The following is a 13,739-nucleotide window of genomic DNA, read 5'->3' on the forward strand; positions in this document are numbered from 1 at the left end:
CGGTGAAACAGCCGACGTCCGGTCATTTCGACTCAACACAAGGAGAGGATCACCATGACTCATGGCTTGATTATGTGGCTCATCATCGGCGCGATCGCCGGCTGGCTGGCGGGCGTGCTCGTCAAGGGCGGCGGGTTCGGCCTGATCGTCGACATCATCGTCGGTATCGTCGGCGCGGTGATCGGCGGCTGGCTGGCCGGGCTGCTCGGCATCACCCTCGGCAGCGGCTTCATCGGCTCGGTGATCGTCGCGGTCATCGGCGCCGTGATCCTGCTGTTCGTGATCCGGCTGTTCAGGCGCGCGGCCTGACGATCTTCTCGCGCGCCTTCGGGCGCGCTTTCGTTTGTCGCATCGAAGCGGCGCGCGGGGCATCCCCCGCGCCGCCGTCCGTTTCAGCGGCGCTTGCCGCGCTGCAACCAGCCGTCGAGCACGTCGGTCGTCAGCAAGCCGCTGCGCGCGTCGCGTGCGCCGTCGCGGCCGACCCACACGGTACGCGGCATTTCTCCCCGCCATCCCGCATCGAGCGCCGCCCGCAGACGCTCGGGCATCGGCTCGGCGTTCGCATACTGCGCGACCTGCGGCGGCAGGTTCATTTGCGCGAGCGCCTGTGCGATTGCCGCACCGTTGTCGTCGTACGCGTCCATCGAGACCATCGCGAGCTGCACGTCCGGATGGCGGCGCTGCCACGCGACCAGATGCGCGGCGTTCTCGTGGCAGTAGCCACAATCGAGCGACCAGATCTCGACTGCGAGCGGCCGTTCGTGCGCCGTCGCGTACACCTTCGCGACCTCGGCCGCGCGCAGCGGCTGCAGTCCGCCAGCCCATCCCGGCAGGCTTGCGAACACGGCGCCGATCAACACGATCAGCCGTTTCATTGCGCCCCCTCCACGGCAATCAGCCGGTAGCCGTCGTTACGCGTACGCCACGACAGGTAGATGCGGCCCGCATCGTCGAGCAGTTGCGGGTTGTCGCTCGCGCCCGACGTCGACGCGATCACGCGCGGCGCCGACCAGTGCTCGCCGCGATCGTCCGAGCGGCGCTGCTTGATCTGCATCGTGTCGCGGTCGAACGCCTTCCATGCGAGCCAGACGACCTCGCCGCGCACGACGAGTGCCGCATGCGATGCCTGCTCGGCCGGCACCGCCGGATTCGCGCCGAACGCCCACGGCGTGCCGCTCGGCCGGCCATCGGCGCCGATGCGCGAATAGAACACGTCGGCGCGGCCGTCGACGACGCCGAACCACGCAAGATGGCGCGTGCCGTCCGGCGTGATCGCGAGCGCCGGCCCGTGCTCGGGGCAAGCCTCGACATGCCAGTTCGAGAACGTCGCACGCACCGGCACGACGGACTCCGATGCCGAAACGGGCAACACCGCGAGCGCATGGTCGCGGATCTGCCCCGGGAACACGTTGCGCCACACGGCTTCGATGTGCCCGGCCGGATCGATCGCCATCGCGATGCGGCAGCATTCGCACGTGTGATCCGTCACCTTGCGCTCGGGCTCGAACGACGCACCGCCGTCGCGCGACACCGCGTAGTAGACGGCCGCCCCTTCGTACGCCTGCCCCGCCGCCTTCGCCGCGACGAGATCGCGCTTGTCGATCCACGCGATCGCGATGTTGCCGGCCGGATCGACCGCCATCATGTCGAAGCGGTGCGTGATCGCCTGCCGGTCGCGATGCACGGTGACCGGCACGCTCCAGGTCGCGCCGCCGTCGAGCGAACGCGCGAAGCGCACCATGCCGGTGTACGGCGCATCCAGCGGCATCGACCACGATACGTACACTGCGCGACCGTCCGGGCTCGTCGCGATCTTCGGGCGATTCTCCGCGCTCGTGTAGATCGGCTCGGGCATCGCGTTGACGGTCACGGGCGCGGACAGCGTGCGGCCCGCATCGTCCGAGTGCGCGACGACGACGCGCGCGCCTTCGACCCATGCGACCCACAGCCGGTGCCGCGCGTCGAACGCGGCGCCGGTCGCGAGCGGCTGCTTCTGTTGCGCCGGTGCGGCCTGCATGCTCATGTGCGCCGCGTGCGGATCGGCGGCTTTCGGCGCGTCGTGCGCGCCGGCAGGCGACAGCGCCGCGAGCCACAGCGCGCAGCCTGCCGCAAGCGATTTCACAGCGACCATTTCAGTTCTCCAAAGAAAGTGCGGCCCGGATACGGATGGAACACGTAGTAGCGGCGGTCCGTCAGGTTGTCGATGCCGACCGACGCAGTCCAGTGACGATCGAACCGGTAACGCGCCTTCAGGTCGACGACCGTGAAGATGCTCGTGCCGCCGTACACGTCCGGATTCACGTCGCTGTTGTCGAGCGTGTTGAACTGGCGGCCCGAGTAGCGGACGCCGACGCTCGCGAGCCAGTGCTCGTCGAAGCGGTACGACGCGAGCAGGTTCGCGCGCATGCGCGGGATGCGCGGAAAGCGCGAGCCGACGTACGCGGGATTCGCGGTGTCGGCCAGGGTCTGCGCGTTGCTCGCCGACACGTTCGCGTCGATGTCGAGCCCGCGCAGCCCGACGTTCTGGCCGCTGAACGCGAGCTCGACGCCGCGCACGCGCACGCGATCGACGTTCGAGATGTTGGTGACGGTCGACGCGCCCGACACCGTCGTCTGGCTGTAGATCGAATCGCGCAGGTCGCTCTGGAACACGCTCGCGCGCACGACGCCGACGCCCACGTCGCGCTCGGCCGTGAAGTCCCAGTCGATCGCCTTTTCCGGCCGCAGGTTCGGGTTGTTGTTGACGATCGCGTTGTTCGAGATCGTGCCCTGGAACAGCTCGCCGACCGTCGGGAAGCGGGTGCCGGTCGCGAACGACAGCCGGAAACGCCAGACGTCCGTCGCGTCCCATTGCAGCGCGACTTTCGGCGACAGCGCATTCGCGCCGCGGTCCGCGTAGCCGAGCGTGCCGTTCGCGTTGCCGAGCGCGCCGCCGTACGCATCCCAGCGCTCGTAGCGCAGGCCGAGGGTCGCGAGCCAGCCGGGCGCGAAACGCCACGCGTCCTGCGCGAACAGCGCCTGCGTGCGCGTGTCGCCCCGGTAGACGCTCGCGAGCGACGTGGTCGGCCCGGCCAGCCAGTCGGCCGTGTTGTACGTGACGTTGCGCAGGAAGTAGTTGTCGTAGTGATAGCCGAACGTGAGCGTGTGCCCCTCCACTTCCGGCGCCTCGGCCTTCAGGTCGAGCGTGCGCCAGCCCGTGCCGTCGCCCTGGAACAGCGTGCCCGCCCCGCCCTGCACGGTCGATGCCGCGCGCAGCACGTCGCGCGACACGTCGTAGGCGGAAACCACGCCCGACAGCCGCCAGCCCGAATCGAGCCGGCCGTTCAGCCCGAGCGCGTACAGCCAGTTCTCCTGGTCGCCGCGCTGCGGCGCGAACGCGCTCGGCGCGACGGTCACGTTCCGGCCGCCGAGCGACACGTTGCCGCCGTACACGGGATTGCCGGCCGCGTCGCGCAGGAAGGTTTCGCCGTGCTGCCGGAAATGGTTCTCCCAGTGCCCGAGCGTCAGCGTCGCGTCGACGCGGTCCGTGAACGCATAGCCCATCCGGACCGTCTCGTTGAGCTGCTCGGTCCGCTCGATGTTCTGCGCACCGACGATCGTGCGCGGCTTGCCGTTGGGGCCGATGTCGGTGGCCGCGCCCGTCACGGGCACCGCGGCCCCCAGCTGCGGGTTGTAGGCGGCGTTGGGGCTCGCATATTGCATCGGCTGGCCGTCGTTCTCCAGCCGGTCGAGCGACAGCGAGAACCAGAACTTGCCGACGCGGTTCGCGATCCGAGCGGCCTGGTGATTGCCGCCGAAGCTGTCCGCGAACCCGTAGCCGTCGTGATAGCGCTGCGTGAAGAACTGCGTCGACAGGGACGCCTCGAGCTTGTCGGGACGCCGCGTCGTCAGCAGCACGGTCGAGCCGATCGCATTGCCGGGATACAGCGCGGAAAAGGGGCCATACAGCACGTCGACGCGCGCGATATCGTCGGGCGCGATCAGCGACCAGCGCGGCGGATACGCATAGCTCGAGCCGAGCAGGTTCGACAGCAGCAGGCCGTCGGCGTACACGAGCCCGCGCGCACTCTGCAGTTCGTTGAAGTCGCGGCCGGCGAACACGCTGTTGCGGTCGCCGATGTAGCGCCTGCGAACCATCAGGTTGGGCGCGTACTTCAGCGCGTCCTCGGTGGTGACGTTGGTATGCGCGTCGATCTGCTCGCGCGTGATCGACTCGACGACGGCCGGCGTATCCGGATCGACGGGTTGCCGGCTCGCGGTGACGCTGACGGCGGTCAGCGTGTCGCCCGCAGAGGCGAGCGCGGCGACCGGTGCGGCACGGCCGGCCGGGTCGCCGGCGCCGGCGGGCACCGGCGCGGCGGATGCGCCATCGATCGAGGCCGCCTGCGCGGCCGGCCAGGCAAAAGCGGCCGCGCAGGCAAGCGCGAGCCGGCCGCGCGAGGGCCGCGCGGCGAAGGTGAACGACATGGATGAATTCCTGAAAACGTGACCGGACGCCGCCGCACGCAAGCCAACGCGCCGCGCACAGACGGCACGGCGCGCGGACCGGGCCGCGGGCGGCACGCGCGCCACCGGGGCGCGCGAACGATATCAATCAGATCGGGACGTTTTCAGGCGGACCGCGCGGCTGCGCGAGACGGATGCCCGTGCGGGGAACATCGGGAACGGCCGGGGCGGCCGCCCGGTACGCGAACGCGCGTACGAAACCCGGCAACGCGGGCAGGCTCGTGCCGAGCGCGACGTTCGCCGCGAAGCCGGGACAGTACACGCAGTGCGGCACGCCGGCATGATCGAACGACGCCGCGCCGCGGTCGTCGCCGGACTCCGCGAGGACGACCTCGCGAGCGCCTGCCGCACTGCACAACTCGAGCGTGAGCCCGCCGGAACCGCTCGATGCGAGACGCGCGTAGCCGACGACGGGCGACAGTACGTTCAGTACCAGCGCCAGCCATACGAGGCCGATCCATCGCGTCGTTCGTTTCATCGCGGTCCAGGAAAAAGTGCGCGCAAGTATAGCAAGCGGCCCAATTGTTGCCGATTGTGCAGGGTGTGATAGTCGGCATTGCTCGGCGCGCAGCAGCGCATGTGCCGTTAATACAACAGAGACAAAATCTAACGATTCGCCACTGGCATAAATCCAAGCGCGAGGTTGATAATCATTGAACCCGCTGGAGAAACGAACATGGACGAAAGACCAACCCGCATGCCCCCGCCCGAGCAAGTGATGAGCCCGGATCCGGAACCCGTCGGCGTGGAATTCCTCGCCGAATTGCCCGAGCACGTCCGGGCATTCTTCGACGAGCAGCACAAGCTGTACTCGCCGAAGTGAACCTACGTTCCGTCCTGTAACCGCCACGTGTCGATCGATATCGTGCGGTTCATCGCTGCGTTTTCGGCGCAGATCGCTTCGCACCCCGGCTGCAACGGCCTGACGGTGCCGGATCAGCGCGTCCGCTGATTCTTCTGTCGCGTCGTTCCGCCGCGCGACTGTCTTCGTCTATCCTTCTGGTTTTCCACCTCCGGCCTGTCCGGCTCTCCCCTCTCCCGATCGTTCCGATGAAACAAGCCATTCGTGCCAGCGTCGCTGTCGCCGCGCTCGGCGTCGCCCTTTTTTCGTCACCGCATATCGCGCGCGCGGACGGCGACGACACGGCGCTCACCAATCTCGTCGCGCTCGCATCGCAGCGGCTCGCGCTGGCCGAACCCGTCGCGCGATGGAAATGGGCGAACCACCAGGCGATCGAGGATCGGCCGCGCGAAGCGGCACTGCTCGCATCGGTGGAGAAGCGCGCCGCACAGTCCGGCGTGGATCCGGCGTTCGCGCGCACGTTTTTCGAGGATCAGATCGCAGCCAGCAAGGACGTGCAGAACGCGCTCTTTGCAAAGTGGCGCGCGACGCAGCCGCCGGAAGGCACGCCGCCCGACCTCGCAACCAGCACGCGGCCGGCGCTCGACCAGCTCACGCAAAAGATGCTGACGGGCCTCGCGCAAGTCGCACCGCTGCGCGACGCACCCGACTGCCAGGCGCGGCTCGCACGCAGCATCGCGAACTGGAAGACGCTCACCCGCTACGACTCCACCCAGACGCAGGCGCTCGGCACCGCGCTGTCGCACGTTTGCGCCGCAGGCGGCGCCAGCGCGATCGGCTGACGGCGGCGTCGCGCGCCGCGGCCCGCGCCGCTCAGTCGGCAGGCGTCAGTGCCGCGAGCGGAATGAGTTGCAGGCCGCGTGCGAGATGCGTCTGCAGAAGACGATGGGTATGGGGTTCGAACGCGCCGTCCGCGCCGTCGGCCACGAGCCGCATGGCCGCGTCGAGCGATTCGGCCGTACCGAGGTAGCGCCAGCCGTCGATCACGTGAAACAGGCGGCGCTCGCCGCTCGCTTCGAAAGCGACCGCACCGTCGAACGGCCAGGGCGCATTGCCCGCACGGGCGTGATCGGCTGCGGGACGCCGGTTGTATGACGGACGCAGGCGGGCGATCCACTGCGCTTCGGCGAGCATCGCGCCCAGTTCGTTGCCGGTCTCCCGCCACTCGACCCGCCGTACCTGCTGCGCAATCCGCATTTCCTTCGACGAGCGCCGCTCGCCGGTCAGCAGCGCGCGCAAGCGCTGCCGCACGCGCACGCTGCGGCCGACATACAGCGCTTCGTCGTCCTCCCCGAACAGCGCGTACGCGCCGCAGCCGGCCGGCGCGGTATCGAGCCACGCTTCGGTCATGCCGCCCGCGAGACGGAAGTGGCGCGTCGTACGCGCAATCTGGTCGCGCAGACGCTCGAGCGGCACGATCTCGTGCAATTGCCGCCAGAACTGCCAAAGCAGATCGGCATCCGCGAGTGCCCGGTGGCGGGCGGATGGAACGAGGCCATGCCGCTCGATCAGCGCATCGAGTCCGTGCCGCGCCTCGCGCGGAAACAGCGCGCGCGACAGGCGCACCGTGCACAGCACGTCCGGATTGAACGCGATGCCGGCGCGCTCGAATTCGGCGCGCAGGAAGCCACGGTCGAAGCTCGCGTTGTGCGCGACGAACAGCTTGCCGTCGAGCCGCTCGAACAGCGCGGGCGCGAGCGACGCAAACGAAGGCGCGTCGCGCACCATCTCGTCGGAAATGCCCGTCAGCTGCTGGATGAACGGCGGAATCGACTGTCCCGGATTGACCAGCGTCGTCCATGTCGATACGCCGAGCGGACCGAGTTCGACCACGCCGATTTCAGTGATGCGGTGCTCGGCGGAGGAGCCGCCGGTGGTTTCGAGGTCGACGAAGACGAGCGGCTGGTCGCAGGCGGGATCGGACGGACGGGAATCGGACATGAAAAGACGGGGGAAACGATGCTTTCGTGAGTATGCACCGGCAGATGCGTTCGCGACCAGTCCGAACCCGAATCGATTCGCCGGCCGCCGATTTTCGTGCCCCGGAAAGCAAAAAGCCCCCGCGATGCGGGGGCCGGACGTGATCGGCGAAGCGTGGCGCGTCAGACCGCCTGGATATTCGCTGCCTGCTTGCCTTTCGGCCCGACTTTCACGTCAAAGGAAACGCGCTGGTTTTCCTTCAGCGTTTTGAAGCCGTCCATCCGGATTTCGGAAAAGTGCGCAAACAAATCTTCGCCGCCATTGTCGGACGTAATAAAGCCGAAACCTTTAGCATCGTTAAACCATTTTACGATACCGGTATCCATACCTTCGTTCCCCACTCGTTTAGATCAAAAAAGCTACTGTTATAGCCGCTTCCCGAAATCCCGCAACGGCGCGCCGACACTCCCCCCAGCGCTCCGCCCGGGGACGGAGTGCTGACTTTATAAATTGGACAATCCGGGTGCGTCAAGGGAATTTTTAGGGCTTTCTTTATCAAAAAAACGCTAATGCCACTGGAATCGGTACACGATCGCCTTTTATTAATTGATTCGCATCAAGAACCTGTCAATATTACCGGGATCGGATCGCCAATAATCGAAATCGTGAAAAACATACCGGGGACGAATCGTTTCGGTAAATTCCTCGGGTTTTTTCCGGGTTGCGGAAAACGGGGGACGTTGCGATGCTGGTGCAAAGGCAATGGGAAGGAGAAGGCCATGTGGCTGGACGGATTCAAGCGCTTCGCGAGCCGGCTTGCACGCGTACGCCGCAAGTCCCGCGCGCTGGCCGAGACCCGTGAAGCGCCGTGCGACACCGAGTTCGACCCGACCTGGCACGGCGATCATTGGCAGAACCTGCTGGCGTCACCGCTGGACGCCCGTCACTACGTAATGGAAGACTGGACGTACACACCGCCGCAGGCCGAAGCCGACGACACGCAGCCGACCGGCAAGCGCAAGCGCAAGCGGCGCTCGTACGCGCAGTAGGGATCGGAACGACAGGGCAAAAAAAAGCGCGACTGGGAAGTCGCGCCGACAAAGGTTTGGAGATCTTTTCCGTCAACGAAAAAGTCTGCTTCGGAAAGCAGAGATCGCAGTATAGCGAGAGAACATCCTTTCATTATCCATGCCCCGCACAAACCTCTATTGCCGATGTGTCAATAATCGCGCTAGGCGTGCTCTCGCCCGTCATTGACCGCCTGTCGCGATCGCGCAACGCCCGCGACACCCGATACGCAGTCCTGATTGCTTTTTTCGCGTGCTGCATTGCCGCAAAGTCTTGATGGCCGGGCCTCTCGGCGCATATGCTGATTCTTGCCGGATTCAAAATACAGTATTGCGGGAAGCAATTTTCTTCTACGCCCGGACCGATCCGTACACTGCAAATGGATATCCGACGAGGGTGCCGCGCCCAATGCGCACGGCGTCGCCAACCTGCGACGCCGCCGATGCCCGCAGCAGGTTCGATCGACATCATCCTGTTTGGAGACAGATCATGAAAAAGACCCTGATCGTCGCGACATTGGCGGGCGCGTACGCCACCGGCGCCCATGCGCAAAGCGCCGTCACGCTGTACGGCCTGATCGACGCCGGCATCACCTACACGAACAACCAGGGTGGTCACAGCGCGTGGCAGGAGACGAGCGGCTCGATCAACGGCAGCCGCTGGGGCCTGCGCGGCACCGAGGATCTCGGCGGCGGCCTGAAGGCGATCTTCACGCTGGAAAACGGCTTCGGCATCAATAACGGTTCACTCAAGCAGAACGGCCGCGAATTCGGCCGCCAGGCGTTCGTCGGGCTCGCGCACGAGAGCTACGGCTCGCTCACGCTCGGCCGCCAGTACGACAGCGTCGTCGATTTCCTCGGCCCGCTGTCGCTGACCGGCACCCAGTACGGCGGCACGCAGTTCGCGCACCCGTTCGACAACGACAACCTGAACAACTCGTTCCGGATCAACAACGCGGTCAAGTACCAGAGCGCGAACTACGGCGGCCTGAAATTCGGCGCGCTGTACGGCTTCTCGAATTCCAGCAATTTCTCGAACAACCGCGCGTACAGCGTCGGCGCGTCGTACAGCTACATGGGCTTCAACGTCGCGGCCGCGTACATGCAGCTGAACAACAACGTCAACGCGCTGGCGCTCGCGGCCAGCGACCCGGGCGCGGTAGCCGGCGACTGGACGTTCGGCGCCAGCCGTCAGCGCACCTGGGGCGCGGGCCTCAACTACGCGTTCGGGCCCGCGACGGCCGGCTTCGTGTTCACGCAGACACGCCTGACCGATTCGGCCAGGATCAGCGCCGGGCAGTCCGGCGTGTCGGGCGGCATCCCGCTCATCGGCGGCACGCGCTTCAACAATTACGAAGTGAACGGCCGCTACGCGCTGACGCCGGCGTTCTCGCTCGCCGGCTCGTACACGTACACCGACAGCCGCCTCGACGGCCAGACGCCGAGCTGGCACCAGTTCAACCTGCAGGCCGACTATGCGCTGTCGAAGCGCACCGACCTGTACCTGCAGGGCGAATACCAGCGGGTCAATGCGGACGGCCTGGCGATCGGCGCGAACATCAACGGGCTCGGCACCGCGTCGTCCACCAACAAGCAGATCGCCGTCACGGCCGGCATGCGCCATCGCTTCTGAGCGATGCGTGTGAGCCCGGTCGTTCGGCCAGGACCGTCATGACGAAGCGCCCCACCCGGGGCGCTCGTTCGTTTCAGCGCTGCACCCCACGCATGCGCCGCGCCATGCTCACGCGCTGCCCGACGCCGGATAGCGAACGTCGAGCACGTCGATCGGCTGGGGACCGGCCGGCGTCATCAGCGTGACGGTATCGCCGATCTTCGCCTTGATGAGCGCCCGCGCGACCGGCGAGATCCAGCTGACGCAACCGCGATCGAGATCGACCTCGTCGATCCCGACGATGGTAACGGTATGATCCTCGCCGTCCGGCGTCGCGTAATCGACGGTCGCGCCGAAAAACACCTGGTCGACGTTCTCCTGGCGGCTCGCGTCGACGACTTCGGCGAGATCGAGCCGCTTCGTCAGGAAGCGGATCCGGCGGTCGATCTCGCGCAACCGCCGCTTGCCGTAGATGTAGTCGCCGTTCTCCGACCGGTCGCCGTTCGACGCGGCCCACGACACCAGCCGCACGACCTCGGGACGCTCGACGTCGATCAGGTTCAGGAGCTCGTCCCTGAGCCGCTTGTGGCCGGCCGGGGTGATGTAATTCTTCGTGCCCGCCGGAATCGCGGGCTGACCCGGGTCGAGATCGTCGTCGTCGCCGTCCGACTCTTTGACAAACGCCTTGTTCATGATGCAGATTCAACGCATGGATGACTGATGCTTCAAGGGTACACGAAGGCGGCCTTCCCAAGATCGGGTGACATTTTTTGCGAATAAGGCTTCCCTTTTTATACAACCCTGCTATACTTCCGCTTCTGCGTGCGGCTGTAGCTCAGTTGGATAGAGTACTTGGCTACGAACCAAGGGGTCGTGGGTTCGAATCCTGCCAGCCGCGCCACCTTTTTGGGAACCTTCCCACCGTAGAAGGTTCCGACAGTTGAAGTAGTACCGCTTTGCGTGCGGCTGTAGCTCAGTTGGATAGAGTACTTGGCTACGAACCAAGGGGTCGTGGGTTCGAATCCTGCCAGCCGCGCCACCTTTTTGGGAACCTTCCCACCGTAGAAGGTTCCGACAGTTGAAGTAGTACCGCTTTGCGTGCGGCTGTAGCTCAGTTGGATAGAGTACTTGGCTACGAACCAAGGGGTCGTGGGTTCGAATCCTGCCAGCCGCGCCACCTCAGAAGGGCCTTCCTCCGGGAAGGCCCTTTTTTCTTTTCCGCTTACCCTCTTCGCCTCTCCTCCTCTTCCCGGCAACACCGATCGCGCCCGAATCGTGCGGGAGCTGCCGCCACACAACGCCAAGCCCACATCACAAACGAAAACGGCGGCCCGTGGCCGCCGTCTCATTCCGCTGCATCGCAATGCGCGGCGTCAGTAATCCTGCCGCTCGCGCTCGATGCGCATGCCGCCGTCATGACGCGCGTGCACGCTGTCGTCGGTCGAGCGCTCGCGCATGATCCGCATCACGTCCGGATTGGTCCGCACGCGCCGCATCACGTTCGCGAGATGCACGCGGTCACTCACCTGGATCACGAAGCGCAGCACCGTCGATTCGTGCGTCAGATCCTCGTCCATCGCGATGTGAACGATGTTCGCGTCCGCCGACGTGATATCCGCCGCGACGCGCGCGAAGATGCCCTTCGTGTTCTTCACGAGCGCCTTCACCGCGACGTCGAACAGACGACCCGGCTGCGGCGCCCATTCGACGTCGATCCAGCGGCCCGGATCGCGGCGATGGATGCGCTGCGCGACGCGGCAATCCGTCGTATGAATCGCCATCCCGAGACCGATGCCGATATAGCCCATGATTGCGTCGCCCGGAATCGGCCGGCAGCACGCCGACAGCTGCACGGACATCCCTTCGGTGCCGGTAATCACGACCGGCGGCGCATTATGCGCGGGGTGCCGCTCGGACTTCGGCAGATCGTCGTCCGCATCGCGGCCGCTCATCAGCACCTCGATGCGCTTGGCCATCACCGCGGCGACGCGGCGGCCGAGGCCGATGTCCGCGAAGATTTCCTGGCGGCTCTTGTTGCCCGTCCACTGGACGAGCTTCTCCCACACTTCCGGCCCCACATCGGCCAGCGCGAGCCCGTAACCCTTCAGGCTCTGGTCGACGAGCCGCTCGCCGAGCTGCACCGACTCGTTCAGGCGCATCGTCTTCAGGTAGTGACGAATCGCCGAACGCGCCTTGCCGGTGCGCACGAAGCCGAGCCATGCGGGGTTCGGCTTCGAATACGGCGCGGTGATCACCTCGACGATGTCGCCGCTCTTCAGCTCGGTACGCAGCGGCAGCAACTCGTTGTTGATCTTCACGGCCACGCACTGGTTGCCGAGATCGCTGTGGATCGAATACGCGAAATCGAGCGCCGTCGCGCCGCGCGGCAGCGCCATGATCTTCGACTTCGGCGTGAACACGTAGACCGCATCCGGGAACAGGTCGATCTTCACGTGTTCGAGGAACTCGCTCGAATCGCCGGCTTCGCTCTGGATGTCGAGCAGCGACTTCAGCCACTGGTGCGCGCGCTTCTGCACGTCGTTCAGGTCCGCGCCGCCGTTCTTGTACAGCCAGTGCGCGGCCACACCGGCCTCGGCGATCTCGTGCATCTTGCGCGTGCGCACCTGGAACTCGATCGGCGCGCCGAACGGGCCGACGAGCGTCGTGTGCAGCGACTGGTAGCCGTTGATCTTCGGGATCGCGATGTAGTCCTTGAACTTGCCGGGCACGGGCTTGTACAGCGCGTGCAGCGCGCCGATGCACGTGTAGCAGTCGAGCGGGCTCTCGACGACGACGCGAAAGCCGTACACGTCGAGCACCTGCGAGAACGACAGCTGCTTGTCGCGCATCTTGCGATAGATGCTGTAGATCGTCTTTTCGCGGCCGGTAATCTCGGCGTCGAGCTTCGCATCGCCCATCGCGCGCTGGGCGGCCTCTAGGATCTTGCTGATCACTTCGCGGCGGTTGCCGCGCGCGGCCTTCACGGCCTTCTCGAGCGTCGCGTAGCGATGCGGGTTGAAGTTCGCGAAGCTCATGTCCTGCAGCTCGCGATACGTGTTGTTCAACCCGAGGCGGTGCGCGATCGGCGCATAGATGTCGAGCGTTTCGCGGGCGACGCGGCGGCGCTTTTCCATCGGCACCGCGCCGAGCGTGCGCATGTTGTGCAGACGGTCGGCGAGCTTGACGAGGATGACGCGCACGTCGCGCGCCATCGCGAGCAGCATCTTGCGGAAGTTTTCCGCCTGCGCTTCCTCGCGGCTGCGGAACTCCATCTTGTCGAGCTTCGACAGGCCGTCGACCAGTTCGGCAACCTTCGGGCCGAACCGTTCGGCCAGCTCGCTCTTGGTCACGCCCTGGTCTTCCATCACGTCGTGCAGCAGCGCCGCCATGACGGCTTGCGCGTCGAGCTTCCAGCCGGCGCAGATTTCCGCGACGGCGACGGGATGGGTGATGTAGGGTTCGCCGCTCTGGCGATATTGACCGAGGTGGGCTTCGTCGCTGAAGTGGAACGCCGCCTTGACCTCTTTGATTTCTTCCGGAGGGAGATACTCGGCAAGCACGCCCGTCAGTTTCGCGATCGAAACGACGCCGTGCTTGCGCGGCTGCTCCGGCGTGGCGGTCGGCCCGAACAGGTGCCGAAAGGACTGTTCGAGGACCGCGTCGATGTACTGGCGCGCAGGCGACTGGGCCGTGGCTTCGGTGGTCGAATCCGCGGAGGCGGACGATGGGGTGGTGCTCATATTCGCCTCCAGGTCGAGTCGTTGCGCGCGTG

General features: G+C 66.0%; 13 protein-coding genes and 3 tRNA genes. 8 read left to right on the top strand and 8 right to left on the bottom strand.

Annotated features, from left to right (window positions below):
• Positions 1 to 54 precede the first annotated feature (54 nt).
• Positions 55 to 309 carry a GlsB/YeaQ/YmgE family stress response membrane protein gene (locus tag DID99_RS13785; RefSeq protein WP_044848544.1) on the top strand — a complete coding sequence of 85 codons (255 nt, stop codon included), beginning with the start codon at positions 55 to 57 and terminating at the stop codon, positions 307 to 309.
• An 83-nt stretch (positions 310 to 392) separates the two neighbouring features.
• Here DID99_RS13785 and DID99_RS13790 read toward each other — a convergent pair whose 3' ends face one another.
• The 4 genes from DID99_RS13790 to DID99_RS13805 all read right to left on the bottom strand — a co-directional run bounded on the left by DID99_RS13790 (position 393) and on the right by DID99_RS13805 (position 4,984).
• A complete protein-coding gene (locus DID99_RS13790) occupies positions 393 to 875 on the bottom strand; it encodes a TlpA family protein disulfide reductase (RefSeq protein WP_124666945.1) in 483 nt (160 codons plus the stop codon).
• Positions 872 to 2,131, bottom strand: a complete 1,260-nt coding sequence (locus DID99_RS13795; protein ID WP_124666946.1) for a sialidase family protein — start codon at positions 2,129 to 2,131, stop codon at positions 872 to 874. The genes DID99_RS13790 and DID99_RS13795 overlap by 4 nt, the downstream gene beginning before the upstream one ends.
• Positions 2,119 to 4,467, bottom strand: coding sequence for a TonB-dependent receptor (locus tag DID99_RS13800; RefSeq protein ID WP_124666947.1), 2,349 nt, complete (start codon positions 4,465 to 4,467; stop codon positions 2,119 to 2,121). The genes DID99_RS13795 and DID99_RS13800 overlap by 13 nt, the downstream gene beginning before the upstream one ends.
• Before the next feature lie 127 nt (positions 4,468 to 4,594).
• The gene (locus tag DID99_RS13805) at positions 4,595 to 4,984 is read right to left on the bottom strand and encodes a DUF2946 domain-containing protein (protein ID WP_124571016.1); all 390 of its coding nucleotides are present in this window, start codon (positions 4,982 to 4,984) and stop codon (positions 4,595 to 4,597) included.
• A gap of 198 nt (positions 4,985 to 5,182) precedes the next feature.
• Here DID99_RS13805 and DID99_RS37260 point away from each other — a divergent pair, with 198 nt between their 5' ends.
• Positions 5,183 to 5,329 (top strand): hypothetical protein, encoded by a 147-nt coding sequence (locus DID99_RS37260; RefSeq protein ID WP_009690993.1) that lies wholly within the window; start codon positions 5,183 to 5,185, stop codon positions 5,327 to 5,329.
• 227 nt (positions 5,330 to 5,556) lie between these two features.
• Positions 5,557 to 6,150, top strand: coding sequence for a chorismate mutase (locus tag DID99_RS13810; protein WP_124521672.1), 594 nt, complete (start codon positions 5,557 to 5,559; stop codon positions 6,148 to 6,150).
• Positions 6,151 to 6,181: 31 nt separating this feature from the next.
• Here DID99_RS13810 and DID99_RS13815 read toward each other — a convergent pair whose 3' ends face one another.
• Together DID99_RS13815 and DID99_RS13820 are read right to left on the bottom strand one after the other, a co-directional pair.
• Positions 6,182 to 7,309, bottom strand: coding sequence for an exonuclease domain-containing protein (locus tag DID99_RS13815; protein WP_124666948.1), 1,128 nt, complete (start codon positions 7,307 to 7,309; stop codon positions 6,182 to 6,184).
• Positions 7,310 to 7,470: 161 nt separating this feature from the next.
• On the bottom strand, positions 7,471 to 7,674 hold the full coding sequence (locus tag DID99_RS13820) for a cold-shock protein (RefSeq protein ID WP_006476615.1): 204 nt from the start codon (positions 7,672 to 7,674) through the stop codon (positions 7,471 to 7,473).
• 393 nt (positions 7,675 to 8,067) lie between these two features.
• Between DID99_RS13820 and DID99_RS13825 the strand changes: the two genes are divergently transcribed.
• Together DID99_RS13825 and DID99_RS13830 are read left to right on the top strand one after the other, a co-directional pair.
• Positions 8,068 to 8,337, top strand: coding sequence for a hypothetical protein (locus DID99_RS13825; protein ID WP_044848537.1), 270 nt, complete (start codon positions 8,068 to 8,070; stop codon positions 8,335 to 8,337).
• A gap of 508 nt (positions 8,338 to 8,845) precedes the next feature.
• The gene (locus DID99_RS13830; RefSeq protein ID WP_124666949.1) at positions 8,846 to 9,988 is read left to right on the top strand and encodes a porin; all 1,143 of its coding nucleotides are present in this window, start codon (positions 8,846 to 8,848) and stop codon (positions 9,986 to 9,988) included.
• Between the two features lie 108 nt (positions 9,989 to 10,096).
• Here DID99_RS13830 and greB read toward each other — a convergent pair whose 3' ends face one another.
• Complete coding sequence (greB, locus tag DID99_RS13835; protein WP_124496799.1) at positions 10,097 to 10,660, bottom strand: transcription elongation factor GreB; 564 nt, start codon at positions 10,658 to 10,660, stop codon at positions 10,097 to 10,099.
• Positions 10,661 to 10,791: 131 nt separating this feature from the next.
• Between greB and DID99_RS13840 the strand changes: the two genes are divergently transcribed.
• From DID99_RS13840 to DID99_RS13850, 3 genes are all read left to right on the top strand, one after another.
• A tRNA-Arg gene (locus DID99_RS13840) sits at positions 10,792 to 10,868 on the top strand.
• A gap of 61 nt (positions 10,869 to 10,929) precedes the next feature.
• Positions 10,930 to 11,006: transfer RNA gene (locus DID99_RS13845), tRNA-Arg, on the top strand.
• A 61-nt stretch (positions 11,007 to 11,067) separates the two neighbouring features.
• Positions 11,068 to 11,144: transfer RNA gene (locus DID99_RS13850), tRNA-Arg, on the top strand.
• Between the two features lie 196 nt (positions 11,145 to 11,340).
• Here DID99_RS13850 and DID99_RS13855 read toward each other — a convergent pair.
• Positions 11,341 to 13,707 (bottom strand): bifunctional (p)ppGpp synthetase/guanosine-3',5'-bis(diphosphate) 3'-pyrophosphohydrolase, encoded by a 2,367-nt coding sequence (locus DID99_RS13855; protein WP_044848534.1) that lies wholly within the window; start codon positions 13,705 to 13,707, stop codon positions 11,341 to 11,343.
• Between the last annotated feature and the right edge of the window lie 32 nt (positions 13,708 to 13,739).

This window comes from Burkholderia sp. Bp8986, from assembly GCF_003854225.1.
In the GTDB taxonomy this organism is placed as follows: Bacteria; Pseudomonadota; Gammaproteobacteria; order Burkholderiales; family Burkholderiaceae; genus Burkholderia.

What these genes read in the sequence shown, in the direction of transcription:
- DID99_RS13785 (WP_044848544.1), top strand. Translation starts at nt 55, where the DNA reads ATGACTCATGGCTTGATTATGTGGCTCATCATCGGCGCGATCGCCGGC.
- DID99_RS13790 (WP_124666945.1), bottom strand. Translation starts at nt 875, where the DNA reads ATGAAACGGCTGATCGTGTTGATCGGCGCCGTGTTCGCAAGCCTGCCG.
- DID99_RS13795 (WP_124666946.1), bottom strand. Translation starts at nt 2,131, where the DNA reads ATGGTCGCTGTGAAATCGCTTGCGGCAGGCTGCGCGCTGTGGCTCGCG.
- DID99_RS13800 (WP_124666947.1), bottom strand. Translation starts at nt 4,467, where the DNA reads ATGTCGTTCACCTTCGCCGCGCGGCCCTCGCGCGGCCGGCTCGCGCTT.
- DID99_RS13805 (WP_124571016.1), bottom strand. Translation starts at nt 4,984, where the DNA reads ATGAAACGAACGACGCGATGGATCGGCCTCGTATGGCTGGCGCTGGTA.
- DID99_RS37260 (WP_009690993.1), top strand. Translation starts at nt 5,183, where the DNA reads ATGGACGAAAGACCAACCCGCATGCCCCCGCCCGAGCAAGTGATGAGC.
- DID99_RS13810 (WP_124521672.1), top strand. Translation starts at nt 5,557, where the DNA reads ATGAAACAAGCCATTCGTGCCAGCGTCGCTGTCGCCGCGCTCGGCGTC.
- DID99_RS13815 (WP_124666948.1), bottom strand. Translation starts at nt 7,309, where the DNA reads ATGTCCGATTCCCGTCCGTCCGATCCCGCCTGCGACCAGCCGCTCGTC.
- DID99_RS13820 (WP_006476615.1), bottom strand. Translation starts at nt 7,674, where the DNA reads ATGGATACCGGTATCGTAAAATGGTTTAACGATGCTAAAGGTTTCGGC.
- DID99_RS13825 (WP_044848537.1), top strand. Translation starts at nt 8,068, where the DNA reads ATGTGGCTGGACGGATTCAAGCGCTTCGCGAGCCGGCTTGCACGCGTA.
- DID99_RS13830 (WP_124666949.1), top strand. Translation starts at nt 8,846, where the DNA reads ATGAAAAAGACCCTGATCGTCGCGACATTGGCGGGCGCGTACGCCACC.
- greB (WP_124496799.1), bottom strand. Translation starts at nt 10,660, where the DNA reads ATGAACAAGGCGTTTGTCAAAGAGTCGGACGGCGACGACGACGATCTC.
- DID99_RS13855 (WP_044848534.1), bottom strand. Translation starts at nt 13,707, where the DNA reads ATGAGCACCACCCCATCGTCCGCCTCCGCGGATTCGACCACCGAAGCC.